This is a genomic window from Streptomyces sp. NPDC051822 (assembly GCF_044452745.1).
Taxonomy (GTDB): domain Bacteria; phylum Actinomycetota; class Actinomycetes; order Streptomycetales; family Streptomycetaceae; genus Streptomyces.
Window position 1 is genome coordinate 476,244 of the sequence record NZ_JBITBZ010000003.1, and the last position, 25,303, is coordinate 501,546.

The following is a 25,303-nucleotide window of genomic DNA, read 5'->3' on the forward strand; positions in this document are numbered from 1 at the left end:
GAAGTCCGGTGCCGCGCCGAACAGTCGGCACGTCTCGTCCGTCTGTCGTGACCGACTTCACGCGGGCGCTCGCGCACCCCGGCCGGCGATCCGTACCTCGTCGCCACGGTCGGGCTCCTGCGGTTCGCAGGGGACCAGTTGGGGGACCACACGCTATGCCGGAAAACACCCCCGACGCTCACTCCTGGGCGCCCACGGCGAGACCGAACTCGGCCGACACGTCACGGGTCAAGTCCGCCGGCGGTCCTCCAGACGGCAGGTGATCTCCCGTTCGGTGAGCAGCACGTCGAGGGGGACGACCCCGCAGCGGGTGGGGTCAGGGCTTCGGGACGGTGTTGACGTAGTCGGCGCCGGTGCTGTGGAAGCCGTCCACCGTCTTCTGGAGGTCCGCGTGGGAGACGGCCTCGTCGGCCTTGTAGTAGACCCAGTCGACCTTCATGTCCCAGATGCGCGGGCCACCGGTGAAGGGGAGGTCGATGAGCCAGTTGCTGAAGTGGATGTCCATCCGCTCGCGCGGGACGTACTTGCCGGAGCTGGTGAAGAGCTCCTTGCCGTCCAAGGAGTAGGTGACCCTTCCGTCCATGGCGGTGATCATCATGGTGTGCCAGCCCCCGAGGCGCCGCTTGAGGGTGTTGTGGACCCGGTCCGGCGGGTCGGCCCTGTACCAGCTGACGTTGTCGAGCTGCGGACCCACCGAGCCCCAGCCGCCGTTCGGCAGGTACTCGAAGTCGAGTTCGCTGTAGTTCTCCGAGGAGTCCGACGGGGAGATCGGGAAGAAGGTCTGGACGACGTGGTCGCCGTCGCGTCCGCTCGTGGGCTCGTCGCTGAGGTGGACCCGGGCGGCGAAGGTTCCCGTGAAGAAGTTCCGGCTCGTGGTCTGCACCTCGACCTGCGTGGTGCCCTGCTCGGTGCCGTCGGTGGAGGAGCGCAGCCGGAGGACCTTGCCCCCCTTGGCCGTCGGGTCGGAAGGGAAGGCGGCGCCGTCGGCGGTCCAGGTGTCCTTGATTCCCGGGCCGCCCCCGCCGGTACGGATCTCCCAGCCGTGCGCGGCGAGGGAAGGGTCGTCGGCGCCGGTGTAGTTGAAGTTGTCGAACAGGGTTCCCGGTGGTCCGGCGGGCGTTGGCGAGGCGTCCCGCGCGGGCCCGGCGGCGTCGGCGCCCCCGCCGGTCGCGAGGTCTGCGGAACACGCGGCGAGTACGCACAGGAGGGCGGGCAGCGTGAGCGCCGTCCACGCGCGGCGACGAGAGGTGCGGCGGGGCTGGCTCACGCAGGCTCCTTGGGGCGTAGGGGTGACATCTGGGCACGCCCCTTGCATGGGGGCAAACGCTGATCACATGAGTTGAGGCGTCATCCTAGCGAAGGGTTTCAGCCACCCCGTCGTGTGTGTTCGACCGGCCGCCCATGGGCGGGGACACGCCCGTCGACATACCGATCTGGTTACGACGTTCGGTCGGATCATGCTAAAGGCGGATATCGCGCACCGATCGTTCAGGGTCATCCGCTATGGTCCGCTCTACGCTTTCGCTGTCTATCTCCCTGCACAAAAAGGCCACACGAGATGCGCCAAGTCTCCACATCCTTCGGGCGTGGACCGGCATACCCGGCACAGGTCGGCGTGGCCGAATCTGGCCTCCAGGAGCCTGTCCCGACACCGGTGTTCGTCGACCAGTCGGGTCTGCGCAGTCGTCTGTTCCGGCGCTTCGGCTGGCCGGTCTCCGTGGTCGGCGCGATCCTGGCGGCCGCGATGGGCAGCAGCCTGATCGGTATGCAGTCGGACGCCCCTGCGATGGAGATTCCTCCGAAGCCCTCGTACTTGCCCACCAGGGGACCCCTGCCTCCCTCCTTGCCCTAGAGGGCGCGGTCTGCGAGACCCACCCGAAAAGTTCGGCCGTCACGCCGAACATCGCGACATTCCACGGCATACCGCGACCATCGTGTCGCCCGGAGCCACGCCTGTGGGTCGGCCGAGCGTGCCTGATCGTCCGCACCACCCATTTCCAGGAGCGTCCTTGTCCCGCCACCAGCGTCGTCGGCAGTCCCTGCTGAGGCCGCGCCGACTGGCTGCGCCGCCGCTGCGCTTCTTCATGCCACTGTCCCTGCTGGCCTGCTTGCTCGCGCTCCTCGTCCTGCGCGGCCTCGCCACCAACGAGGCGTTCCACGACGACCGGATCGCGACCTCGGTCGACAAGACGACCGTGCCGGAGAACCTGCTCAAGGGCGGCCCGATCATCGACGCGCGCGGCGACAAGAACGAGCGCCCGGTGAGCTACCGGGTCCCCGACCGCACCGTGGTCCTGAGCTTCGACGACGGCCCCTCGCCGGAGTGGACCCCGAAGATCCTGGACGTGCTCGCGGCTCACGACATCCACGCGGTCTTCTTCGTCACCGGCGCGATGACCACACGCCATCCGGAGCTGATCCGGCAGATCGTCGCGGGCGGCCACGAGATCGGTGTGCACACCTTCACCCACCCCGATCTGGTGTACCAGTCCGAAGCCCGGATCACCTGGGAGCTGGCGCAGACGCAGCTGGCGCTGGCCGGCGTCGCGGGCGTCCACAGCGCGCTGTTCCGCCCGCCGTACTCCTCCGACGCCTCGGCGCTCGACAACTGGAACTACCCGGTGATCAAGTACGTGGGTTCCCACGGCTACCTCACCGCGTTCATCGACCGCGACACCGACGACTGGAAGCGTCCCGGCGTCGACGCGATCGTCAAGGCGGCGATGCCGCGCAAGCCCGGCGCGGGTGAGCTGATCCTGTTGCACGACGCGGGTGGCGACCGTACCCAGACCATCGCCGCGCTCGAGCAGATCATCGTGAAGCTGAGGAGCGAGGGGTACCGCTTCACCACCGTCTCCGAGGCGCTCGGCGCCACCGACGCCACCGTGCCGGTGCACGGCTACCAGCTGTGGGCGGGCAAGTGCTTCATCTGGGCCAGCGAGGCCGCCGTGCTCACCCTGCCGGTGCTGGTCGCGCTCCTTGCCGTCGTCGGCTTCCTCAACTTCGGCCGGTTCGCGCTGATGCTCGTCCTCGCGCCGCTCCACGCCCGGCGCTCCCGGCGGCGGGAGGCGTGGGGACGACCCGTCACCGAGCCGGTCACCGTCCTCGTCCCGGCCTACAACGAGCGCGAGTGCATCGCGAACACCCTCAACTCCCTGATCGCCAGTGACCATCCGATCGAAGTGATCGTCATCGACGACGGCTCCACGGACGGCACCGCGGACATCGTCGAGGAGATGAACCTGCCGTTCGTCCGGCTGATCCGCAAGGTCAACGGCGGCAAGTCCAGCGCGCTCAACACCGGCATAGCGGCCGCGTCGCACGACATCATCGTGATGATGGACGGCGACACCGTCTTCGAGCCGTCCACCGTGCGCGAGTTGGTCCAGCCCTTCGGTGACCGGGGGATCGGCGCGGTCGCGGGCAACGCCAAGGTCGGCAACCGGGACAGCCTGATCGGCGCCTGGCAGCACATCGAGTACGTCCTCGGCCACAACCTGGACCGCCGGATGTACGACATGCTCAACGTCATCCCGACCATCCCCGGCGCGGTCGGCGCCTTCCGCAAGGAGGCCCTGCGACGGGTCGGCGGGATGAGCGACGACACCCTCGCCGAGGACACCGACATCACCATGGCGGTGCTCTGCGACGGCTGGCGGATCGTCTATGCCGAGCGTGCCCGCGCCTGGACCGAGGCCCCCGCCAGCATCCAGCAGCTCTGGTCCCAGCGGTACCGCTGGAGCTACGGCAGCATGCAGGCGATGTGGAAGCACCGGCGCGCTGTGATCTCCCGGGGTCCGGCCGGGCGCTTCGGCCGGGTCGGGCTGCCCCTCGTCGTGCTGTTCGGCGTGGTCGCCCCGCTCCTCGCGCCGCTGGTCGACATGTTCCTGCTGTACGGCGTGCTGTTCGCGGACGCCCCGATCACCCTCGCCAGCTGGGGCGGCTTCATCCTGCTCCAGGCAGTGCTGTCCTGGTACGCCTTCCGGCTGGACGGCGAGAAGCCCCTGCATCTGATCAGCCTGCCGATCCAGCAAGTGGTCTACCGGCAGCTGATGTACATCGTCCTGTTGCAGTCCACGATCACGGCGCTGACCGGTGGCCGACTGCGCTGGCAGAAGCTCCGGCGCACCGGTGAGGTCGCCGCACCGGTGGAGGCCTGACCATGACCGCATCCTTCGAGTTCGGGGGAACCCAGGACACCGTCCGGCTGAGGATCCCCGCCGCACTGCGACGGGAGCCCCAGCCGGTGCCGGAGCCGTCGGCACCGTCCCCGCGCAAGGGCGGCCGAGACCTGTATCTCGACCTGCTGCGCGCGCTGGCGCTGGTCCGTGTGGTGATCTACCACAACTTCGGCTGGTTCTGGCTGCCCGTCGTCTTCCCGTCGATGGGCGTGATGTTCGCGCTGGCCGGTTCGCTGATGGCACGCTCGCTCAGCCGTCCCGCCCTGGGCGTCATCCGGGGCCGTATGCGTCGGCTGCTGCCGCCGATGTGGCTGTTCGGCGCGGTCATTCTCACCCTGGAGATCGTCGACGGATGGGGGCCCGAGGCCGAGGGGCACCCCGACTGGTGGTGGGGCAAGCTGCTGTTCTGGCTCGTGCCGCTGAGCACTCCTCCGTACGCCGAATCACTGAACGGTTTCGACCATCTCGTGGGGCAGGGCTGGGCGGTGCAGGTCACCGTCCCGCTCTGGTACCTCCGCGCGTACCTCTGGTACGTCCTGCTCTCACCGCTGCTGCTGTGGGCGCTGCGGCGGATGCCGGTGGTGACGCTGTCCGTGCCGCTCGCGGTGACGATCGTGATGCACACGTTCCTCATCGACCAGGAGTTCCTCTACGGCCGGGTCTGGGAGAACCTCAGCGACTTCGCCATGTTCGGCTCCTGCTGGATCCTCGGCATGGCCCACCAGGAGGGCCTGCTCAAGAGGATCCCGCAGTACGTCGTGCCGTCCGTCGCGCCGCTGATCATGGTGGCCGGCTGGTGGTACCTGCAGACCCGACCCGTCGATCCGACCGTGCCCACCGACATCGAGAGCTGGCCGATAGCCCAGGCCCTGTGGTCCTTCGGCTTCGTCGCCATCCTGCTCCACGTCAGTCCCTCCTGGGAACGGTGGCCCCGACCGCTGGAACGCTGGAACGGCCTGATCAGCCTGCTCAACACACGCGCTGTCAGCGTCTACCTCTGGCACCAGGTCGCGTTGGTGGCCGCCATCCCGCTGATCGACCCCCTCTGGTCCGTCGGCTTCTTCTACGAGCACTTCCAGTGGCTGCTGACCAGCCAGTGGTTTCCGCTGATGGTGGCGATCCCCCTGACCGGACTGCTGGTGCTGACCTTCGGCTGGGTCGAGGACGTGGCCGCGAAGCGCTCTCCGCGCCTCTTCCCGTACCCGCGCCGCGTGCGGGGCAGGCGCAGGGCCGGCGTCTGAAGCGGGCCGTCCGGTCCGCGGACGTGCGTGGCTCCCGGGTACCCGACCTGCGATCCAGAAGCCGGCGCCAGGCGGTCGCAATGTCAGGGGCTTCAGGCATGGGCACATCTTCGAAGGTCCTGGCGGCAGCCACAAGCGAATGAGCCGTCGACAACCACGACTTTCCCGACAACTGGAGAGACCTGCCGGAACAGTTCGGCCCTGGGCAGACGGTCCATGGGCGATGCGCCCGCTGGGCAGCCGACGCATTTGGCTCGACCGGCACGTGATCGACAGGACACCCCTAGCGTGCTGCCCGGCGCCAGAACCTGCCGGAGCCCCTCTCCTTCGGCGGGCGGACCTCCAGGGTCCAGTCGCCCTCGGCACTGCTGACCTGCACGAGCAGGGGCCCGTCGGGCAGTTCCCTCGTGTCCTTGGGGCGTCTGCTCGCCACGTTGGCCAGCAGGTGGTCGCGGCCACCCGGCTCATGGCCATGTACGTGGAAGTACGCGTGGCTGTAGGTGTGGAGCCGGGAGGTGAGCCGGCCGGCGGGACCCGTGTGGAGCAGCACGTCCGCGCCCCGGCCCTTCGCACCCCGGCCGAGTTCCTCCACGACGCTCACCGGACGGACGGCGATCGTCCACTCGCGCCCCGCGGCGCTCACGCGCAGGCGCAGCGGGCTCCTGCCGCGGTGACGCAGCACGGCCCGGCCCTCGAAGTCCTCCAGGGTCGTGTTCGCGAGGAGGACGTCGTCCTTGCCCTGCTTGTCCATGCTGTGCACGCTGAAGTAGCCGTCGCCCGTCCGGGCGGAGTCGACCACGACGTAGCCGGCCGGGATCGGCACGTCGACCGTGAAACTCTTTTCGCCCTTGCCGCTGCGGACGAACTCGGGGAAGTCCTCGCCGAAGACCTCGACGTCCGACGTCGGGCCGGTCCGCACGGGGTCCTGAACGGGAACCTGCGCCGGGACGGCGGCTTCGGCTTCCCGGACCTTCGCCAGGAGCTCCTGGGGGATGTCCTCCGGTGGGGCGCCCTCGGGGGCGGTCTCGTCGTCGAGAGTGCGCTCGTCGTCGGGAGCGGGCTTGTCGGGGTCCCTGCCCTCGATGCCGAAGTCCTCCGCCAGGCCGACGAGGCCGGAGTCCCATCCCTGGCCCACCGCGCGGAACTTCCACGCCCCGTCGCGCCGGTAGAACTCGCCGAGGACGAACGCCGTCTCGGTGCTCGCGTCGTCGACCTCGTACAGCGCCAGCTGCTCCCCTGTGCCGGCGCTGATCGTCCGTATGTGGAGGCCCGGCACCTGGCCGAACGTCCCCGCGTCGGTCGAGGCGCTGATGACGATGCGGTGGACGGTGGGCTCCACCAGCGCGGTGTCGACCTCCAGCCAGTCGGCGATGCGGTGCTGCTCGTCGCGCACCTGTCCGATGTGGCGCACGGCGCCGGACGGGTGGGTCAGCTGGTTGTAGAAGACGAGGTCGCCGTCGCCCCTGACCCGGCCGGTGGCGTCGAGCAGGAGCGCCGAGGCGTCGACCTCCGGCACTCCGTCCCCGGCCGCCCGCCGGACGACCGCGATCCGCCACACCTGCCCGGGCACCGGCAGGTTGCCCCCCTTGACGATCTTTGTCACGCCGTCATGCTGGCACGCGGCCGTCCCGCCTGCCTAGGGGGTGTCCTGTCGACGAGCCCGGCATGATCGGCGAGACACTCCCCAGGCAAGCTCGCCATCGCCTACCAGGCCGCCCCCACCTCGCGCCGTCCTCATGTGGGCCTGGCGACAGACCGCTGTCAGCTACCGACGGCCCAGCATGTGTCTGTGGGTCACGAGCCCGTGCTGACGATGTATCCACGAGTCCGAACGCCTCACCGATGGAGACGGATTCCCGGTCCGGGTACTCGTCGTGCTGTCCGTTGGACGGGACGACGGCCCGCTGTCGATCCTCGGCCGAAGAGCCTCCGGCACTACCTCGGACGACACAGGAACAGCGCTGTCGTCATGGACGACCCAGGACTCGATCACGAACACGGCGATCTCACGGAGGGAGCCAGGAGACGGTCCTAGGGCGTGTATCGAAAGCACGGACAGGCCGGGCGGGGTGATGTCCCGGTCCGGCCCGTCCGCTCTCTGCTAAAGGTCGAGCTGATACTGGTGTGTCGTGTGCGTGGGTGTGTAGCCGAGACCGTCGTTGACCCGTCGCATGTGCGCGTTGCTGTCGGCGGTGTCGGTCAGGAGGTCACCGAGGTCCGGATGGTCCCTGTGGGCCTGCCGGATCGACTCGGCCTTCATCCATCGGCCGAGGCCGTGACCTCGGCGCTCGGGCAGCACCCCCGTGCCGTAGTGCTGGCCGTCACCTGTGCCGTTGCCGGGGATGAAGAGTTCGGTGAAGGCGGCGATCGAGCCGCAGAGTTGAGCTCGGCCGCCTCCTGACTGACCCCTGACCTGACGGCGAAACGCCCCGGCTTGCCGGGGCGTTTCCTCAGTTCAGCGCAAGCCGTCTGTGTCGTCGTGCTCCTCGCCGATTGGGAGTGGCCGGTCCTCCACCGAGTCATCGCTGTAGATGACCGCGGAGACCGCGCTGTCGTAGGCATCGTCGAGGCCGTTACCGCTTGCGCCGAGTATGTTCTCCCAGTCAATTCCCATACCTACGAGCCTACCCGTAGTGTTCGAGGAACCGAGCGATGTGGGCGTTGAGCTCGTCCGCCTGGGCAAAGATCGCAGCTTCCTCTCCTGGAAGGTGGGCGGCGCGGCCAGCCTCGTCATCGGGCTAGGTGTTCTGCGTCGGGAGGTTGTGGACGGCTGGGCAGTTGAGTCGGGTCGGTACAGTCGCGTGCATGCTAAAGCCAGTGCTGCGTGTGGTTGAAGCGGGCGGTCGTACCGTGGACGATCCGACCGAGGAGGTTCTGCACGACCTGCTGTCTGAGATGAACCTGTCGCACCGGTTTGTGATCCTGGAAAGACTCGATCTGGAGCCTGTGGATCAGCATTACATTCAGGTGTACCTGAACGACCACCTCAGCTACCAGGTCGAGTACCGCGAAGGCAGTGCAGACAAGCACTACCAGGCCCACGTTCCAAGGCTCCATGAAGTGTTCGGCCCAGAAGAGTCGACCGCCAAGGTGATGATGGACTGGGCTCACGATCGACAGGGCTGGCGGGAGGCGTTGCCGTGGACCCCGATGCCTTTTCAGTGAAGGATCACAGCCACTCGTTGATCGCCGTGACCAGGACTGTCGCTTCGTAGCGGACAGCGAGCTTGTCGTACCGCGTGGCGACAGCGCGGTTCCTCTTGAGGCGGTTGATCCCACACTCGACCGCGTGGCGCTCGCGGTAGTCGGCCGGGTCGAAGCGCGGCGGCCGGCCGCCGCGGGAACCGAGCCTTCGGCGGTTGCGGGCCTGGTCGGCCTTGTCCGGGATGGTGCAGCGAATCCCGCGGCGGCGCAGGTAGCCGCGGTTCCTGCGGGAGGCGTACGCCTTGTCGGCCCGCACGGGGTTGGGGCGGACGCGTGGCCGTCCCGGACCGATGCGGGGCACGCGGACCTTGTCCAACACGGGTTCGAACTGCGGCGAGTCGCCGCGCTGCCCGGCCGTGATCACGATCGACATGGGTTTCTGACCCTGCTCGACGGCAAGGTGCAACTTGGTGGTGAACCCGCCGCGTGAGCGACCCAGTCCGTGATCCTTGGGTTCGGTGAACACACCGCCTGGCGGTCACTTCTGCAGGTCACCCTGCCTGCGGCCCCAGCCGCACGCTGATGAGCACGACAGACCGTGGGTCGACACTCAGGTCCCACGTGATCCTCCCCTTCGCGTCGGCCAAGGACTGCAGCCGGGTGAAGACCTGATGCCAGGTGCCGTTCCGCTGCCACCGGCGGAACAAGTCGTAGACCCGGCCCCACGGCCCGTACTCGACGGGCACGTCCCGCCACGGAACCCATTTACGGACACGGAACCGTATGCCGTCGATCAGCTGCCGCCGAGGCCAGACAGGTGGCCGGACCGCCTTCGTGCCCTTCGGCAACAACGGCTCCAGCACCGCCCACTGCTCGTCCGTAAGATCTCCCCGACCCATGAACCGTGATCATCCACAGCACCAGATCCACTTTCGACACACAGCCTAAGGCCGCGACAGGGCCTCCCGGACGGCGTCGATGCCGGAGGCCAGGTCCGCATGGAAACGCTGGTGGAGGTCGAAGTCCCGGGTCATGTCGACGTAGTAGCCGTCCGGCAGTGTCGACTCGGCACGCGAGAGGTCGCTGTTCAGTTCGCCGAGCTGGAGGATCATCCGGTGGGCGTCGCGCAGGGACTGCGTGAGGGCCTCGGCGAGCGAGCCGCCGGGCTGAGGGGAGGTGTCCGCATCGGTCCGGTCCAACGCGCGCAGCGCCGCCCGCACCGACGCGCGCCGGAACTCGGCCAGAGCGAGGGACACTTCGATCCCGTCGTAGGAGACCTCGTTCGTCCAGGGGTCGTCATGGGCGAGGCCTGCCGCCAGGAAGCCGACGCGGCGCGGGACGCCGAGGTCCTTCACCGCGTCGAACATCGGCGCGGCGAGCGCGGCGTCCTGTGCCAGTGCGACCGCGAACGCCCAGGCGTCCTCCCTCCGGAACTCGTCCTTGGTGGCCCGTGTTCCGGACCTCTCGGCCTCCCGTCGGAACCGCTCCACCTGAAGGGCGAACACCGCTCCGAGTCGTACGGCCGCCAGCTCGACCGCGGGAAACACGCGTGGCGCAGCCGCGCGCCCCTGCGCGTCGCACCGGGCGAGGCCGGCCGCGTACGCCCGTAGCCCGGATGGCGCGGGCTCGGCGAGCGAGTGCGGCACCGGTGCGCCGAAGGGCGGCACGGGGAGCGAAGGGCCGAGGTTCCACAGCGGCGGTACGGGGTCGCGGCGGCCGGTGGTCCCCTCTGCGCCGATGGAGCCGCTCACCTCGTCCAGCCCGGCCCGCAGGTCGAGTACGGGATCCAGCGCGGCGGCCAGCTCGCCCAGCAGCTCCGCGAACCTGACGTCCGTCTCGGTGGTCCCCTCGTCCGCCCCGGACCCCTCGGCCTCCCCCGACGCCTCGGCACCCCTGGCCTGCCGTACCCCCGTCTCCGCTTCGAGCAGCTTGCCGACGTGGCGCAGGGTGCGGTGCACCTTCGGCATCGACAGGCCCAACTCGTACCCGATCGCTCCCGGGGCGCAGCCGGCCAAGCGGAACGCGACGACGTCGAGTTGGCGCTCGTTCAACTCTCGTAGCGGGGCGAGTGCCACCACCGTCCGGGCCTGTACCAGGGCGTCGGTGCTGCCCTTCCCCAGGAGGGCCGGCACCGTCCCGTGCGCTGAGCGGAGCGCTCCGATGCCGCCGCCGACGGTCATCCGGCACGTCCAGGAGCGCAGCGCCTGCGCGGTGACCACAGGGGTCCTGGTGTCCTTCGCGGCCCCGGCCTCGTTCGCGACCAGCAGGTCAATCCACCGGCGGGCCACCGCCATCGCGTCCTGGGCGAGTCGTGCCGCCTCCACCAGGTCCGCGCCCCGCAGCAGCGACAGGGCGACGAGCGGCCCCGCATGCGCCCGGTAGTAGTCCCCGAACCCGACCCCGCTGACGGACGCCGTATCCGCCGGATCTGCTGCCATTTCCAACTCACCTGCCGTCGCCGGTACTTGTCATTTCCGTCGGGGAACACGGTAGAGGCTCGAAGCGGGTTGAGGGAGATTGCTCCGCCCCCTGGAGCGAGGTCACCGTACCGGGCGGAACGGCCGGCTTCCGCAGCCGGCGGCGGCCCGAGCAGGTGCCGGGTGCCGGGGGAGGAGGGCGCCGGCGCGGCGCCTACTGGAAGCTGAGCCGGTGCGGGTGTTCCGGGTCGGCGGGGCAGGTGTGGATGCGCATGGAGCCGCGGCCTAGGTAGACACCGACCGGGTCGATCACGTCAGGGTCGATGACGTCCGGAGCGATCACGTCGGACGCGTCGGTCGAGTCGCGTTCCTCGACGGGAAGCCAGCTCCTCGAACCGCCGTCGCACTCCCACTTGTCGACCGTGAGCAGTGGCGGCATCGGTGTGCCGCAGACCGCGCAGTCGACCCGTGCGGGATCGGTGAGGTGCCAGGACGCGAAACCGCCCACCTTCCATCCCGGGGCGATGGACAGATCGCTCATGTAGTCGACCTCGTACTCCTCCTTGTCCTCGTCGTCCTCCTCGTCGTCCTCCTCCTCGTCCGACAGGCCCTCCTCCCAGTCGGCGACGGCGTCCTGGAGTTCCTCGCTCAGCAGGCCCAGGTACTCGTGCTCGACGACCTGTTCGGGGTGAAGGACGCAGCGGGTGGGAACGCACTCCTCGCGGCCCGCGACCGGGGGCTCGGGCTGGTGCGTCAGGACGTCGCCGACCTCCCGCGAGCGCCGCCACCTCAGCACGACGTCGATGGTGCGGTCAGGTCCGTGGACCTCGAAGGGGCACCAGAACACCTGGAGCAGGTCGTGGCCTTCCGGGCCGACGAGGTCGGGGATGTCCCGCGTGTACAGCTGGGCGACGGCCAGCAGCGGGAGGGGATCCTCGTCCCGGAGGTCCGGGGCGTGTTGTCCCGGTTTGATGGCGTCGAGTCTCCGCCGCTCCTCGTCGGAGAAGCCGCGTCCTCTCGCCTCCGCGAGGATGCGCCGCCCGAGCCGTACGTCGTCCAGCCGATGGCCCCTGCCCTTGGGGTGCTTCGCGACGCACACCGGCCACGGCTCGTCGGCCGGCCACAACAGGGGCCCCGCCAGCGAGCTTTCCCCGGCCTTCGCCACGCCCTGGCGGGGATGCAGGCGCGTGGCCGTACGCCGATGGGCGGAGAGGGCGGGGAAGACGGCTTCGACATCGACGGGTCGCGGGGGTGTGGTGCGGGTCATGCGGTCCTCCATGGCGGTTCGTCGACGACGCTGTACGCCGTTTCTTCCCCCCGGGCGCGGTCACCGCCGAGCTGGTGCATGACCCCAGGAGCTGCTGCCTGTTCCCAGGAGCAGGTGCCAGACGCACGATGCCATGTGATGCATGGGGTTCCTGTTCAGTCGAGTGTTGCGTGTGCCTCACTTGTGGGAGCTGTTCAAGGACGGCTTTCGGCGGCCAAGCTGAGCGTCGTGCTCCGGGTCATTGCGGGCGCACTTCTGATCGTGTCGAGAACGTGTCGAGAACGTGCCGGTGACGGCCTGAACAGCGAACGGAGAACACCCGTGATTGTCGGAGTCCTCAAGGAAGGGCGGGCAGGTGAGAGTCGTGTCGCGGCCACGCCTGCCACGATCCAGCAGATCCGCAAACTGGGGTACGACGTGGTCGTCGACCCGGGCGCGGGGGTCGCGGCCGGATTCACCGACAGTGCCTACGAGGCCGCCGGCGCGACCGTCGGCGACGCGGCGGGCGCGGACGTGGTGCTGGGCGTGAACGCCCCGAGTCCGGCGCAGTTGGACCGAGTACGGCCGGAGGCGACGGTGATCGCCCTGTTCGCGCCGGCCTTCGACCCGGCGATGGTCGAGGACCTGGGCCGGCGCCCCTTCACGGCGCTGTCGATGGACGCCGTGCCGCGCATCAGCCGGGCGCAGTCGATGGACGTGCTGTCGTCGATGGCGAACATCGCCGGCTACCGGGCCGTCATCGAGGCCGCGCACGAGTTCGGGCGCTTCTTCACCGGCCAGGTGACCGCGGCGGGCAAGGTGCCGCCGGCGAAGGTGCTCGTCGCGGGCGCGGGCGTGGCGGGTCTCGCGGCGATCGGTGCGTCCGGTTCGCTCGGTGCGATCGTACGGGCGACCGATCCGCGCCCGGAGGTGGCCGACCAGGTCCGGTCGCTGGGCGGCGAGTACCTGTCGATCGCGTCCCCCGAGGTGGAGGTCTCGAAGACCGGCTACGCCAAGGAGATGGGCGACGACTACAAGGCGCGCGAGGCCGAGCTCTACGCCGCGCAGTGCCGCGAGGTCGACATCGTCATCACCACGGCGCTGATCCCGGGCCGTCCCGCGCCGACGCTGATCACCGCGGAGATGGTGGCGAGCATGAGGCCGGGGTCGGTGATCGTCGACATGGCGGCCGCCAACGGCGGCAACGTCGAGGGCACCGTGAAGGGCGAGAAGGCCGTCACGGAGAACGGCGTGACGATCATCGGATACACGGATCTGGCGGGCCGGCTGTCGGCCCAGGCCTCGCAGCTGTACGGCACGAACCTGGTCAACCTGCTGAAGCTGATGACACCCGGCAAGGACGGCCTGCTGGTCCTCGACTGGGACGATCCGGTGCAGCGCTCGATCACCGTCGTACGCGAGGGCGAGTCGGCGTGGCCGCCCCCGCCGGTCCAGGTCTCGGCGGCCCCGGCCCCCGCGCCCGCGGCCGCCGCGGCGCAGCCGGCGCCCAAGAAGGCGCCGATGACGCCTAAGCAGAAGTTCGGCGGCGTCGCCCTGGGCGCGCTCGCGCTGTTCCTCGCCGTGGGGTTCGCCCCGGCGGCGCTGCTGCCCCGTGTGACGGTCTTCGTCCTCGCCATCGTGATCGGTTACTACGTGATCGGGCACGTGCACCACGCGCTGCACACGCCGCTGATGTCGGTGACGAACGCGATCTCCGGGATCATCGTCGTCGGCGCACTCCTGCAGATCGGCCACACGAGCACGACGGTCACGGTGCTGTCGTCCGTGGCGATCCTTCTGGCCAGTATCAACGTCTTCGGCGGCTTCGCGGTGACGCGTCGCATGCTCGCCATGTTCAACCGGAGCTGACATGTCTGCGACCCTCGCCGCACAGGCGGCCTACCTTGTTGCCGCGCTGCTGTTCATCCTCGCGCTGGCAGGACTTTCCAAGCACGAATCGGCACGGCTCGGCAACGCCTTCGGCATGCTCGGCATGGGCGTCGCGCTCGTCGCGACGATCGTGCTCGCGTTGGACGGCGACATCAGCACCGCGGGCCTCGGCCTGATGGCCGTCGCGATGCTGATCGGCGCGCTGATCGGCCTGCGGCGCGCCCGCGGCGTCGAGATGACCGGTATGCCCGAACTGATCGCGCTGCTGCACTCCTTCGTCGGTCTGGCGGCCGTACTGGTCAGCTGGAACGGCTTCCTGAACGTCGAGTACGACCCCGACGGCCACGAGGCCGAGGTCCTGGGCGCGCTCGGCACCCTGGGCATCCACCACGCCGAGGTCTTCATCGGCCTGTTCATCGGCGCGGTGACCTTCACCGGCTCCGTCGTGGCGTACCTGAAGCTCGCCGCGAAGATCGACTCCAAGCCGCTGGTGCTGCCGGGCAAGAACGCCCTGAACCTCGGCTCGCTCGTCCTGTTCCTCGCCCTGACGGTGTGGTTCGTGATCACGCCGGAGCTGTGGCTGATGGTCACCGTGACGGTCCTGGCGCTCGCCCTCGGCTGGCACCTGGTGGCCTCGATCGGCGGCGGCGACATGCCGGTCGTCGTCTCGATGCTCAACAGCTACTCCGGCTGGGCGGCCGCGGCCTCCGGCTTCCTGCTCGGCAACGACCTGCTGATCATCACCGGTGCGCTCGTCGGCTCCTCGGGTGCCTACCTGTCCTACATCATGTGCAAGGCCATGAACCGCTCGTTCCTCTCCGTGATCGCCGGCGGCTTCGGCATCGAGGCGCCGTCCGGCTCGGAGGTCGACTACGGCGAGCACCAGGAGACCACCGCCCAGGGCGCCGCCGAACTCCTGGGCTCCGCTCGGTCCGTGATCATCACGCCCGGGTACGGCATGGCCGTCGCCCAGGCGCAGTACCCGGTCGCGGAGCTCACCTCGAAGCTGCGCGCGAAGGGCGTCGACGTACGGTTCGGCATCCACCCCGTCGCCGGCCGTCTGCCCGGCCACATGAACGTGCTCCTCGCAGAGGCGAAGGTGCCGTACGACATCGTGCTCGAGATGGACGAGATCAACGACGACTTCGCCAAGACCGACGTCGTCCTCGTGATCGGCGCCAACGACACGGTCAACCCGGCCGGAGCGGAGGACCCCAGCAGCCCGCTCGCCGGCATGCCGGTGCTGACCGTCTGGGAGGCCGGCAAGGTCATCGTCTTCAAGCGCTCGATGGCCTCCGGGTACGCCGGCGTGCAGAACCCGCTGTTCTTCAAGGAGAACACCGCGATGCTCTTCGGCGACGCGAAGGCCCGGGTCGAGGAGATCGTCGGCGCCCTCTGAGAAGCGCGGTACGGGAGGACCTCCTGGCGCATCGGCGTGGACGCGGACCCGTCCCCGCCGATGCGCCACGCCGATGCGCCGGCGGACCCTGCCGACGCGCCGCGGGACCCCGCCGGGAGCCCTCCGCCGCGGGGGCGTCGGAGGACGGCCCCTATCGTTGTCCGGCCGGGTGATCCGCGCCCGCACCGCACGTAGCTCGGGAGTCCGCATGCACCACTTCGACGTCGAGACGCTGAAGGCGGGCCGGTGGCGCAACGGTGGAGGCGCCACGAGGGAGATCGTCTCGTGGCCGGTGGGCGCCGAGGAGTTCCAGTGGCGTGCGAGCGTGGCCGACATCGACCGGCACGGGCCGTTCTCGGCCTTCCCCGGTGTCGACAGGACGTTCACGCTCCTGTCGGGCGACGGGGTACGTCTGACGTCCCCGGGGACGTTCGACCGGACGGCGCGACCGGAGGAGCCTCTCGCGTTCTCCGGTGACCTGGAGCTGACCGCCGAACTGTGCGGCGGGGCCTGCCGGGTCCTCAACATCATGGTGCGGCGCGGCCGCCGGACGGCTCGGGTGGACCGGATCACCGGGCCTGTCGCGCTGCCCGGCGGCCACGCCGCGGTGTTCTACGTGCTGAGCGGCCACTGGCGGACCGGCACGGAAGGACGCCCTCTGGTCGCGGGCCAGGGCGTGTGGTGGGACGAGCACGACGCCACGCCGGGTCGAACGGCCACACCGCTCTCGCCCGACGCCGTCGCCCTGTGGGCGGACATCGCTCCTGTGGCGTGAGCGCGCTGTGGGCGGACATCGCTCCCGAGAGGTGAGCGCGGGCCGCCCGTCCCTCGCCGTCAGACCCGGTCCGCGCCTCCGGGCACGGCCGGCCCGCACTCCTCCGGGAGATGGGCGACCACCAGCGCGAACGCATCCACCAGGGTCTCCGCCCTGCCGAGGGTCCCCACGCCCTTGGGGCCGCGCACCCGGAACCGTCCGTCGGCACCTCGCGGGCAGACCTGTCCCCCGACATGGACGGCCGGCATTCCGGTGCGGCCACTGAAGTACATGACTCCGTGACCGGCCAGCGGGAACAGCTGCCGCAGCCGCGGCTGCGCGTGAGCCGCGCGGACGGTCTCCGCGTCGATCAGGTCGTGACTCCCGCCGAGGAGGAAGCGCCATTCCCCGGCCACGATCTCCGCGGCCCTCCGTGCTTCGGCGTCGTCCGTCATCTCTCCGCTCTCACCTCACGTGCTGCGGAAGCCCAGTAGGGGCCGATCGAAGCCCGCAGCTCCCGCATCCCTGGACTGGCTGTTCGCTTACGCCGACCAGTACCGGGACTACGTCGTCTCCGTCCCCGGCCTGTTCGCGCGGACGGCGCCTCCGTCGCCGTCGGCATGGGCCAGGTGGCCCACGACTTCCGCGTGATGCGCGCCGACCGCGGCTACTGGTGCCTGCCCGAAGCGGACATCAACATCCTCTTCACCCCCGGCATGATCCAAACGAGAGGCCCTAGTCCCGGCCGGCCCCGCGGAGCGCCCACAAGGTCGTGATCACCGCCCGCCGCTACGGCGGCTCCGACGCCGAGGCCGCCGGCATCGTCCACCGGGCGGTCCCCGAGGACGCCGTGCGCTCCGCCGCGATCGAGCTCGCCCAGGCGCAGGTGAACAAGGCCGGCGACACCCTCGGCACCGTCAAGGCCCGGATGCACGCCCCGGCCCTGGCCACCCTGCGCGACACGGCCGACCCCCTCGGCTGAGCCCTCACCTCACCGACCCGGCCCCGCCGCCGGGCGCTCCTCGGAGCGGCCGGGGCGGGGTTTCCGGCGTATTTCGCCCTTCGCGCCCCGCCGCTCCGTCCGCCCGGGTTCCCGGTCCTGTCCGGACTCTTGACGCCCGCGTGCGGCCTCCCTACTGTCACCGCCAGAGTTTCGAACGCAGTACGAAATCTCGAACAGTAGGAGGTCAACGGTCGTGCGGATGGGAGTACTTCGACGACTTCGCCGACGCGGAGACCAAGAAGGTCGTGCACGGGGCACCCGAGGTCGGCTGGGGCGGCGCCGGCCCCGGGGGGCCGGGTGGGCGAGCGGGTGAGCCGCGCGCCATGGTGACGCCGCCGTCGTGGGCGGCGGGCTGCCCGCTCCCGCCCTCGCCCACGGCTCCGACGCCTCTCCGCCCGCCGCCCGGACCCCTCCGCTCCGGCATCGACACCCTCGTATCCACACCACCGAACCACGTCCGATATATCGAACATGAAGGACAGTCCGTGACCGATGTCTCCGCCCCGACCGCCCGCCGGCCGGCCGAACAGGCGCTCGCCGCGCTCGGCCTGGGCGCGCCCGCCCCTTCCCCCGACGACGCCTCGCCGCACGCCTTCCCCGGCGGCGGCCGCTGGCGCACCGAGGTCCCCTCCTGCGAGGGACCCGAGGCGCTGGCCGTGATCCTGGAGGAGGCCGACCGGCTCGACGTGCCGGTGCACCGGATCAGCCAGGGCAGCGGCGTGTGGATGCTGACCGACGCCGAGATCGCCGAGATGGTCGCCGCCACCACCGAACGGGCCGTCGAGCTCTGCCTGTTCACCGGCCCGCGCGGCACCTGGGACACCGGAGCCTCCGTGCGCACCGACTCGCGGGGGGCCGGACTGCGGGCGCGTGGCCACGACGCCGTCGCCGGATGCGTCGAGGACGCCGTACGCGCGACCGAGCTGGGCGTGAAATGCCTGCTCGTCGCCGACGAGGGCGTGCTGTGGACACTGCACCGGGCACGTCTCATGGGGCTCATCCCGGCCGACACCACGCTCAAGGTGTCCGCGCTGATCGGCCCGGTCAACCCCGCCTCGTACGCGGTGTACGAGCGGCTCGGCGCCGACTCGGTCAACGTGCCGAGCGACCTGACGCTCGATCACCTGACCGGTATCCGGCGGGTCTCCGCCGCGCCCATGGACATGTACATCGAGGCTCCCGACGACCTCGGCGGGTATGTCCGGATGTACGAGGTCGCCGAGCTGATCCGGCGCGGCGCACCGCTCTACCTGAAGTTCGGCCTGTCCAGGGCGCCCGGGATCTACCCGTACGGCGCCCATCTCCGGACCCTCGCCCTGGACTCGGCCCGGGAGCGGGTGCGGCGGGGCCGCCTCGCCCTGGACCTGCTCGCCCGGCACGGCGCGGACGGCGCGATGGCGCCGCTCGGCACCCGGCTTCCGGGGCCCCTGAACCGTTTCTCCGCCACGGAATCGCCTGCTCTCGACGACGAGAAGAACGAGGACTGATCACCATGCGCAACCGCAGAGCCGCACTGACCTCCCTGACCGCAGCCGCCTGTCTGGCCCTGACACTGTCCGCCTGCGGCCAGAACGCCGAGGGCGGCGGCAAGGGGGATTCCGGCAGCGGCGGTGCCGACGGCGCCACCATCGGCATCGCCATGCCGACGAAGTCCTCCGAGCGGTGGATCGCCGACGGCAAGAACGTCGTCAAGAACCTGGAGGCGAAAGGATACAAGACCCAGCTGGTCTTCGGCGAGGACGACCCCGACCAGCAGGTCGCCCAGATCGAGAACCTGATCACGCAGGGCGTGAAGGCCCTCATCGTCGCCGCGATCGACAACAAGTCCCTGAACAACGTCCTCCAGCAGGCCGCCGACGCGGACATCCCGGTCATCGCCTACGACCGGCTGATCCTCGGCTCGAAGAACGTGGACTACTACGCCTCCTTCGACAACACGAAGGTCGGCGAGCTGCAGGCCACGTACATGGTCGAGAAGCTCGGTCTGAAGGACGGCTCGAAGAAGGGCCCCTTCAACGTCGAGCTGTTCGCCGGCTCCAACGACGACAACAACACCAAGTACTTCTTCAACGGCGCGATGAGCGTGCTGCAGCCCTACATCGAGAAGAAGCAGCTGGTCGTCGCCTCCGGTCAGACGGCGCTCAACCAGGTCACCACCCTGCGCTGGGACGGCGGCACCGCGCAGAAGCGGATGGACGACATCCTCACCTCCTCGTACAAGACCGGCCGGGTGGACGGGGTGCTCTCGCCGTACGACGGCATCTCCATCGGCATCCTGTCCGCCCTCAAGTCCGACGACTACGGCTCGAAGACCAAGCCGCTGCCGGTGGTCACCGGCCAGGACGCCGAGCTGGCCTCGGTGAAGTCGATCATCGCGGGCGAGCAGACCCAGACCGTCTACAAGGACACCCGGGAGCTCGCCAAGGTCGCGGCGAACATGGTCGACGCGGTGCTGCACGACAAGAAGCCGGAGGTCAACGACGAGAAGGCGTACGACAACGGTGCCAAGGTCGTCCCCGCCTACCTGCTCCAGCCGGTGAGCGTGGACAAGACGAACTACGAGCAGATCCTCGTCGGCGGTGGCTACTACAACGCCGCGGACCTGAAGTAGCCGGGAGGGGGCGACCATGACAGGACCCGTCCTGGAGATGCGTTCGATCGGAAAGACCTTCCCCGGAGTCCGGGCGCTGGCGGACGTCACACTGACCGTCCGCCGGGGCGAGGTCCACGCCCTCTGCGGGGAGAACGGCGCAGGCAAGTCGACGCTGATGAAGGTCCTCTCCGGAGTCCACCCGCACGGCGGCTACGAGGGGGAGATCCTCTTCGAGGGCGACCCCTGCCGCTTCCGGGACATCCGGGCGAGCGAGCGGCGCGGCATCGTGATCATCCATCAGGAGCTGGCCCTCGTCCCGTACCTGTCCATCGCCGAGAACATCTTCCTCGGCAATGAGCGGGCGAAGCGCGGCATCGTCAGCTGGAACGAGACCCTGAAGGAGGCGACCCGGCTGATGCGCCGGGTCGGCCTCGACGAGCACCCGCAGACCCGCGTCGCGGACATCGGCGTCGGCAAGCAGCAGCTCGTCGAGATCGCCAAGGCACTGTCGAAGGAGGTGAAGCTGCTCGTCCTGGACGAGCCGACCGCCGCGCTCAACGACGAGGACAGTGCCCAACTCATCGACCTGATATTGGAGTTGAAGGGCCAGGGCATCACCTCGATCATCATCTCGCACAAGCTGGGCGAGATCCGCCGGGTCGCCGACGCGGTGACGATCCTGCGTGACGGCCGGACCATCGAGACCCTCGACGTGGCCGACCCGGCCACCACAGAGGACCGGATCATCAGCGGCATGATCGGCCGGGACCTCGACCACCGCTTCCCGGACCGCACCCCGTACGGGGGCGAGCCGGGCACCGCCCCGGCCCTGGAGATCCGCGACTGGACCGTGTTCCACCCGATCGACCGGCAGCGGAGGGTCGTCGACGGGGTGTCGCTGTCGGTCAGGCGCGGCGAGATCGTCGGCATCGCGGGCCTCATGGGCGCGGGCCGCACCGAACTCGCGATGAGCGTCTTCGGCCGCTCGTACGGGCGCTACGGGGGCGGCGCGGTCCTCAAGGACGGCGGGGAGATCCGTACCCGCAGCGTCCCGGAGGCGGTCGCGCACGGCATCGCGTACGTCACCGAGGACCGCAAGCACTACGGGCTCAACCTCATCGACACCATCGGACGGAACATCTCGCTCAGCGCGCTGGGCAGGGTCGCCCGGCGCGGTGTGGTCGACGCCCACGAGGAGCGCCGGGTCGCCGAGGGGTTCCGCACCTCCATGAACATCAAGGCGCCCACCGTCTTCGAGCCGGTGGGCCGGCTGTCCGGCGGCAACCAGCAGAAGGTCGTCCTCAGCAAGTGGATCTTCGCGGGCCCCGACGTGCTGATCCTGGACGAGCCGACCCGGGGCATCGACGTCGGTGCCAAGTACGAGATCTACACGGTGATCGACCGGCTGGCCGCCGAGGGCAAGGCGGTGATCGTCATCTCCTCCGAACTGCCCGAACTCCTGGGCATGTGCGACCGGATCTACACCATGGCCGCCGGCCGGCTCACGGGCGAGGTGCCCCGCTCGGAGGCGACACAGGACGTGCTGATGCGCCATATGACCAGGGAAGACACGAGGGAGAACGACCATGAGCGCTGACGTCACGACCGAGAAGCCGGTGGCCAGGCCGCCGGGGGGCGCGGTCGCGCCGCTGCTCGACGGCATGCGCCGCAACATGCGCCAGTACGGCATGCTGATCGCCCTCGGCGTCATCGTGGCCCTGTTCGCGGTGTGGACCGGCGGCGACCTGCTGCTGCCGCGCAACGTGTCCAACCTGGTGCTGCAGAACAGCTACATCCTGATCCTCGCGATCGGCATGATGATCGTCATCGTGGCCGGGCACATCGACCTGTCGGTCGGCTCGATCACGGCGTTCGTCGGCGGCGTGGCGGCCGTGTTCATGGTCCAGTACGACCTGCCGTGGCCGGTCGCAGTGCTCCTCTGCCTGGCCATCGGCGCGGTCGCCGGGGCCGCGCAGGGGTATCTGATCGCCTACGCGGGCATGCCGTCGTTCATCGTCACGCTCGCCGGGATGCTGGTCTTCCGGGGCCTGACCGAGGTCTTCCTCAAGGGGCAGACCCTCGGCCCGTTCCCCGAGGACCTCCAGCAGCTCGCCAACGGCTTCCTGCCCGAGGTCGGCCCGACGACGAACTACCACAACCTGACCCTGCTGCTCGGCTTCCTGCTGATCGGGGTCGTGATCCGCCAGGAGATACGCAACCGGCGCAGGCAGAGCGAGTACGCCCTCGACGTGCCGCCGGCCGGGCTGTTCGCGGTGAAGCTGGCCGCGCTGACCGCCTCGATCCTGATCTTCACGATGCTGCTGGCCAGCTACAAGGGCGCGCCGGTGGTGCTGCTGATCCTGGCGGCGCTGCTCGTCGGCTTCGGCTTCCTGATGCGCAACGCGACCATAGGCCGCCATGTGTACGCCATCGGGGGCAACCTGCCGGCGGCGAAGCTGTCCGGCGTACGGGACCGGAAGGTCACCTTCCTGGTCTTCCTCAACATGGGCATGCTGGCGGCGCTCGCCGGACTGGTCTTCGCGGCCCGCTTCAACGCGGCCTCGCCGAAGGCCGGACTCAACTTCGAACTGGAGGCCATCGCCGCCGCGTTCATCGGAGGCGCGTCGATGAGCGGCGGTGTCGGCACGGTGCTCGGCGCCATCATCGGCGGCCTGGTACTCGGCGTGCTGAACAACGGCATGAACCTGGTGGGCATCGGCAGTGACTTCCAGCAGGTCATCAAGGGCCTGGTGCTGCTGGCCGCGGTCGGCTTCGACGTGTGGAACAAGCGGCGGGTCGGCGCGTAGCGGCGCCGGGGGACGGTGAGGGGTGGCCCACGGGTGGGCCGCCCCTCACGTCATGTCCTCAGCCCGCGAAGGGGGGTTGGGGCAGACCCTGTCCCAACCCCGGCACGACGAGCAGCGAGCCGGACAGCGGGTGCGGGCGGTCCAGACCCGTCCGTGCCGTCGTCACGTACAGGTCGGTCAGGTCCTGCCCGCCGAAGGCGCAGGCCGTGGGCCGGCGCACGGGCAGCGTCAGGACCCGGTCGAGCGCCCCGGACGGCGTGTAGCGGCGTACCGCCGCGCCGTCCCAGAGGGCCACCCACACACAGCCGTCGGCGTCGACGGCGAGCCCGTCGGGGAAGCCCGCGCCCTCCTCGATCAGGGCCAGCGGGCGGCGGCCCGTCGGCTCCCCGGTCCCGGGGTCGAGGTCGAGGACGTCGATCCGGCGGGTCGGCGAGTCGATGTAGTACATCCGCTGCCCGTCGGGGCTCCAGCCGGTGCCGTTGCTGACGGCGACGTCGTCGACGACCGTACGGACCGTGCCGTCCGGCGCCACCCGGGACAGCGTGCCGCCGCCGGGCGCCTCGTCGTAGCGCATCGTGCCCGCCCACAGCGACCCGTCGGGGGCGACGGCGGCGTCGTTGCCCCGGCGGCCGGGCACCGGGTCGCGGTGCAGCCAGGAGAAGTCCCCGCCCGGCCCGTAGGCGCCCACGCCGTCGCGGAGGTTGACCACCAGGCCGCCGTTCGCCCGCGGCTTGGCCGCGCCCACGTGCTGCTCGGTGGCGAGGACCGTGCGGCGCCCGGAGGCCGGGTCGTACGTGTGCACCCGGGAGCCCAGGACGTCGACCCACACCAGCCGCCCGGCGGCCGGATCCCAGGTCGGGCCCTCGCCCAGCTCCGCGTACTCCCGGACCGCGACCTCGGTCACGCCGCACCCCGGTGGCCGAGCCGCTCGGACAGCTCGGCGGCCCCCTTGGCTGCCAGCCCCTCGAGCTCGACGCGGCGGGCGTCGCTCCAGCGGATCATCGGCACCGAGATCGAGAGGGCGGCGACCACCTGGCCGGTGCGGTCGCGCACGGGGGCGGCCACGCAGCTGACGTCCGGGTTGGACTCCCGGCTCTCCAGGGCGATGCCGCGCTGCCGCACGTCGGCGAGCGCCGCGCGCAGGGTGGCGGGGTCGGTGACGCTGTGCGGGGTCATCGCGACCAGCTCGGCGTCGTCGGGGACACGGGCCGCCAGCTCCTCCTCGGGGAGCGAGGCGAGCAGCATCTTGCCGACGGAGGTGCAGTGCGCGGGCAGCCGGCGGCCGGCCGCGGAGACCATGCGCACGGCGTGCGTGGAGTCCACCTTCGCGATGTAGATGACGCTCGTGTCCTCCAGGACCGCCACGTGCACGGTCTCGTCGCAGGTCTCGGCGACGGCGCGGGCGACCTGCTGCCCCTGGGCGGCGAGATCGAGCTGCTCGGCGTACCGGCTGCCCAGCTGGTACGGGCGGACGCCGAGCCGGTAGCGTCCTGGCTGCTCCGGGACCGGGACCAGGTACGAGCGCGCCGTCAGCGTGGCCACCAGCTCGTGCACGGTGGTGCGCGGCAACCGGAGCCGGCGCACGATCTCGGGCGTCGACAGCGTTCCCTCGCCGTCGAGGAAGAGCTCCAGGATGTCCAGGGCCCGGGTCACGGCAGGTACGAGGCGTCCCATGACCGCCCTTCCCTTGTGTTCGAAATATCAACATCCGATCGGAATGACGAACACAGGCTACTGACAGAGCCGCCCCTTGTCAGGGCGTCGGCGAACTCCCTTGGCGGGGTGATTTCGGTCCTCCTCCGTCGGTCGGGGCCGCCGTGGGCCCGCAAACGCCGTCAACCCCGGCGAACCCTGGACGCCCGACATCCTCGCGGCCGCCTACCGCACCGCGTACGGCGAGTTCCTGCAGAAGCTGCGGGCGCGCGCCGACGCCGGCGACACCAAGGTCCGCCACTGGTACCTCGACGGCTCGGGCCTGGACCTCTCCGGCTGGCACTGGGACTACCCGGCCCACGACGACCGCCTGGCCTCGTTCCTCGCCGGCCTGCCGTCGCGCTGGTGACCGCCTCGCCCCCGGCGGAGTGATCACTCCGCCGGGCGCGCCCGGGGGACCCGTGGGCCGCGGAGGGGGAGGGGGCGGCTGAGGACGAGGTTGGTGGTCGTGCTCCCCAACTCGGCCAGCTCGTCGACGATCGTCTCCAGATGGGCCATCGACGTGGTCGCCACCTTCATGACGTAGCAGTCGTCACCGGTGGTGCGCAGGCACTCCAGGATCTCCGGCCGTTCCCCCAGGAGCCGGCGGAGCGGCTCGTGCCGGCTGCCGGGGCCGGGGTACTTGAGCCGGACCACCGCCGTCACCGGGTAGCCGGTCCGCTCCAGGTCCACCTCCGCCCGGTACCCCCCGATCACCCCGGCCGCCTCCAGGCGCCGGACCCGCTCGGTCGTCGCCGAGGTGCTCAGGTTCACCCGCCGCGCCAGCTCCGTGAACGGGATCCGGCCCTCGCGCTGGAGCTCGTCCAGGATCGCCCAGTCCGTGGCGTCGAGACTCTCGGTCATCCGGTCAGATTACCGGTAGATCCACGGCGCGACCGCGCCTGGACAGGGAGGAATCCCTTCTGAGGAGCCGTA

Annotated in this window: 20 protein-coding genes and 2 pseudogenes; 11 read left to right on the top strand and 11 right to left on the bottom strand. The window is 70.1% G+C overall.

The genetic code is table 11. The features are described 5' to 3' along the window. Window positions 1-316 precede the first annotated feature (316 nt). On the bottom strand, window positions 317-1,267 hold the full coding sequence (locus ACIA8N_RS12665) for a glycoside hydrolase family 16 protein (RefSeq protein WP_365780229.1): 951 nt from the start codon (window positions 1,265-1,267) through the stop codon (window positions 317-319). A gap of 805 nt (window positions 1,268-2,072) precedes the next feature. On the opposite strand from ACIA8N_RS12665, the gene ACIA8N_RS12670 reads away from it, so the two are divergent. After that, entirely contained in the window at window positions 2,073-4,160 is a 2,088-nt protein-coding gene (locus ACIA8N_RS12670) for a bifunctional polysaccharide deacetylase/glycosyltransferase family 2 protein (RefSeq protein ID WP_399416419.1), read from the top strand. Window positions 4,161-4,162: 2 nt separating this feature from the next. Next, window positions 4,163-5,422: an acyltransferase gene (locus tag ACIA8N_RS12675; protein WP_365780230.1), complete on the top strand. Its 1,260-nt coding sequence runs from the start codon at window positions 4,163-4,165 to the stop codon at window positions 5,420-5,422. 283 nt (window positions 5,423-5,705) lie between these two features. On the opposite strand, the gene ACIA8N_RS12680 is transcribed toward ACIA8N_RS12675, so the two are convergent. From ACIA8N_RS12680 to ACIA8N_RS12690, 3 genes and pseudogenes are all read right to left on the bottom strand, one after another. Continuing rightward, entirely contained in the window at window positions 5,706-7,025 is a 1,320-nt protein-coding gene (locus ACIA8N_RS12680) for a TerD family protein (RefSeq protein ID WP_365780231.1), read from the bottom strand. A 498-nt stretch (window positions 7,026-7,523) separates the two neighbouring features. Continuing rightward, window positions 7,524-7,796, bottom strand: a pseudogene (locus tag ACIA8N_RS12685) (GNAT family N-acetyltransferase); the annotation flags it as partial. Window positions 7,797-7,877: 81 nt separating this feature from the next. Further along, the gene (locus ACIA8N_RS12690) at window positions 7,878-8,036 is read right to left on the bottom strand and encodes a hypothetical protein (RefSeq protein ID WP_365780232.1); all 159 of its coding nucleotides are present in this window, start codon (window positions 8,034-8,036) and stop codon (window positions 7,878-7,880) included. 191 nt (window positions 8,037-8,227) lie between these two features. Here ACIA8N_RS12690 and ACIA8N_RS12695 point away from each other — a divergent pair, with 191 nt between their 5' ends. After that, the gene (locus tag ACIA8N_RS12695; RefSeq protein ID WP_365780233.1) at window positions 8,228-8,587 is read left to right on the top strand and encodes a hypothetical protein; all 360 of its coding nucleotides are present in this window, start codon (window positions 8,228-8,230) and stop codon (window positions 8,585-8,587) included. A gap of 4 nt (window positions 8,588-8,591) precedes the next feature. Here ACIA8N_RS12695 and ACIA8N_RS12700 read toward each other — a convergent pair. The 3 genes and pseudogenes from ACIA8N_RS12700 to ACIA8N_RS12710 all read right to left on the bottom strand — a co-directional run bounded on the left by ACIA8N_RS12700 (window position 8,592) and on the right by ACIA8N_RS12710 (window position 12,250). After that, window positions 8,592-9,465 (bottom strand): annotated as a pseudogene (locus ACIA8N_RS12700) (IS5 family transposase). Between the two features lie 45 nt (window positions 9,466-9,510). Further along, on the bottom strand, window positions 9,511-11,004 hold the full coding sequence (locus ACIA8N_RS12705) for a hypothetical protein (RefSeq protein WP_365780234.1): 1,494 nt from the start codon (window positions 11,002-11,004) through the stop codon (window positions 9,511-9,513). Window positions 11,005-11,197: 193 nt separating this feature from the next. Next, the gene (locus ACIA8N_RS12710; protein ID WP_365780235.1) at window positions 11,198-12,250 is read right to left on the bottom strand and encodes a hypothetical protein; all 1,053 of its coding nucleotides are present in this window, start codon (window positions 12,248-12,250) and stop codon (window positions 11,198-11,200) included. A 321-nt stretch (window positions 12,251-12,571) separates the two neighbouring features. Here ACIA8N_RS12710 and ACIA8N_RS12715 point away from each other — a divergent pair, with 321 nt between their 5' ends. From ACIA8N_RS12715 to ACIA8N_RS12725, 3 genes are all read left to right on the top strand, one after another. Beyond that, window positions 12,572-14,098: a Re/Si-specific NAD(P)(+) transhydrogenase subunit alpha gene (locus ACIA8N_RS12715; protein ID WP_365780236.1), complete on the top strand. Its 1,527-nt coding sequence runs from the start codon at window positions 12,572-12,574 to the stop codon at window positions 14,096-14,098. 1 nt (window position 14,099) lies between these two features. Continuing rightward, on the top strand, window positions 14,100-15,518 hold the full coding sequence (gene pntB / locus ACIA8N_RS12720; RefSeq protein WP_365780237.1) for a Re/Si-specific NAD(P)(+) transhydrogenase subunit beta: 1,419 nt from the start codon (window positions 14,100-14,102) through the stop codon (window positions 15,516-15,518). A 208-nt stretch (window positions 15,519-15,726) separates the two neighbouring features. Continuing rightward, on the top strand, window positions 15,727-16,293 hold the full coding sequence (locus ACIA8N_RS12725) for a HutD family protein (RefSeq protein ID WP_365780238.1): 567 nt from the start codon (window positions 15,727-15,729) through the stop codon (window positions 16,291-16,293). 59 nt (window positions 16,294-16,352) lie between these two features. Here the strand turns inward: ACIA8N_RS12725 and ACIA8N_RS12730 are convergent, their stop codons facing one another. After that, window positions 16,353-16,727 carry a DUF6193 family natural product biosynthesis protein gene (locus ACIA8N_RS12730; RefSeq protein ID WP_365780239.1) on the bottom strand — a complete coding sequence of 125 codons (375 nt, stop codon included), beginning with the start codon at window positions 16,725-16,727 and terminating at the stop codon, window positions 16,353-16,355. Between the two features lie 317 nt (window positions 16,728-17,044). On the opposite strand from ACIA8N_RS12730, the gene ACIA8N_RS12735 reads away from it, so the two are divergent. From ACIA8N_RS12735 to mmsB, 5 genes are all read left to right on the top strand, one after another. Next, window positions 17,045-17,254, top strand: coding sequence for an enoyl-CoA hydratase-related protein (locus tag ACIA8N_RS12735; RefSeq protein ID WP_365780240.1), 210 nt, complete (start codon window positions 17,045-17,047; stop codon window positions 17,252-17,254). 506 nt (window positions 17,255-17,760) lie between these two features. Beyond that, window positions 17,761-18,762 (top strand): hypothetical protein, encoded by a 1,002-nt coding sequence (locus ACIA8N_RS12740; RefSeq protein ID WP_365780241.1) that lies wholly within the window; start codon window positions 17,761-17,763, stop codon window positions 18,760-18,762. Between the two features lie 5 nt (window positions 18,763-18,767). Beyond that, complete coding sequence (gene chvE, locus ACIA8N_RS12745) at window positions 18,768-19,886, top strand: multiple monosaccharide ABC transporter substrate-binding protein (RefSeq protein ID WP_365780242.1); 1,119 nt, start codon at window positions 18,768-18,770, stop codon at window positions 19,884-19,886. A gap of 16 nt (window positions 19,887-19,902) precedes the next feature. Continuing rightward, a complete protein-coding gene (mmsA, locus tag ACIA8N_RS12750) occupies window positions 19,903-21,465 on the top strand; it encodes a multiple monosaccharide ABC transporter ATP-binding protein (RefSeq protein WP_365780243.1) in 1,563 nt (520 codons plus the stop codon). Next, window positions 21,455-22,675, top strand: coding sequence for a multiple monosaccharide ABC transporter permease (gene mmsB / locus ACIA8N_RS12755; RefSeq protein ID WP_365780244.1), 1,221 nt, complete (start codon window positions 21,455-21,457; stop codon window positions 22,673-22,675). Before mmsA ends, mmsB begins: the two co-directional genes overlap by 11 nt. Window positions 22,676-22,733: 58 nt before the next feature. Here the strand turns inward: mmsB and ACIA8N_RS12760 are convergent, their stop codons facing one another. From ACIA8N_RS12760 to ACIA8N_RS12770, 3 genes are all read right to left on the bottom strand, one after another. After that, window positions 22,734-23,579 carry an SMP-30/gluconolactonase/LRE family protein gene (locus ACIA8N_RS12760; protein WP_365780245.1) on the bottom strand — a complete coding sequence of 282 codons (846 nt, stop codon included), beginning with the start codon at window positions 23,577-23,579 and terminating at the stop codon, window positions 22,734-22,736. Continuing rightward, complete coding sequence (locus ACIA8N_RS12765) at window positions 23,576-24,349, bottom strand: IclR family transcriptional regulator (RefSeq protein ID WP_365780246.1); 774 nt, start codon at window positions 24,347-24,349, stop codon at window positions 23,576-23,578. Before ACIA8N_RS12765 ends, ACIA8N_RS12760 begins: the two co-directional genes overlap by 4 nt. A 411-nt stretch (window positions 24,350-24,760) precedes the next feature. Beyond that, window positions 24,761-25,231 (bottom strand): Lrp/AsnC family transcriptional regulator, encoded by a 471-nt coding sequence (locus ACIA8N_RS12770; protein ID WP_365780247.1) that lies wholly within the window; start codon window positions 25,229-25,231, stop codon window positions 24,761-24,763. Between the last annotated feature and the right edge of the window lie 72 nt (window positions 25,232-25,303).

Bases quoted from the DNA above. Each gene is read 5' to 3' on its own strand.
- ACIA8N_RS12675 (WP_365780230.1), top strand. From the start codon at position 4,163: ATGACCGCATCCTTCGAGTTCGGGGGAACCCAGGACACCGTCCGGCTG.
- ACIA8N_RS12690 (WP_365780232.1), bottom strand. From the start codon at position 8,036: ATGGGAATTGACTGGGAGAACATACTCGGCGCAAGCGGTAACGGCCTC.
- ACIA8N_RS12695 (WP_365780233.1), top strand. From the start codon at position 8,228: ATGCTAAAGCCAGTGCTGCGTGTGGTTGAAGCGGGCGGTCGTACCGTG.
- ACIA8N_RS12705 (WP_365780234.1), bottom strand. From the start codon at position 11,004: ATGGCAGCAGATCCGGCGGATACGGCGTCCGTCAGCGGGGTCGGGTTC.
- ACIA8N_RS12710 (WP_365780235.1), bottom strand. From the start codon at position 12,250: ATGACCCGCACCACACCCCCGCGACCCGTCGATGTCGAAGCCGTCTTC.
- pntB (WP_365780237.1), top strand. From the start codon at position 14,100: ATGTCTGCGACCCTCGCCGCACAGGCGGCCTACCTTGTTGCCGCGCTG.
- ACIA8N_RS12725 (WP_365780238.1), top strand. From the start codon at position 15,727: ATGCACCACTTCGACGTCGAGACGCTGAAGGCGGGCCGGTGGCGCAAC.
- ACIA8N_RS12730 (WP_365780239.1), bottom strand. From the start codon at position 16,727: ATGACGGACGACGCCGAAGCACGGAGGGCCGCGGAGATCGTGGCCGGG.
- chvE (WP_365780242.1), top strand. From the start codon at position 18,768: ATGCGCAACCGCAGAGCCGCACTGACCTCCCTGACCGCAGCCGCCTGT.
- mmsA (WP_365780243.1), top strand. From the start codon at position 19,903: ATGACAGGACCCGTCCTGGAGATGCGTTCGATCGGAAAGACCTTCCCC.
- mmsB (WP_365780244.1), top strand. From the start codon at position 21,455: ATGAGCGCTGACGTCACGACCGAGAAGCCGGTGGCCAGGCCGCCGGGG.
- ACIA8N_RS12765 (WP_365780246.1), bottom strand. From the start codon at position 24,349: ATGGGACGCCTCGTACCTGCCGTGACCCGGGCCCTGGACATCCTGGAG.
- ACIA8N_RS12770 (WP_365780247.1), bottom strand. From the start codon at position 25,231: ATGACCGAGAGTCTCGACGCCACGGACTGGGCGATCCTGGACGAGCTC.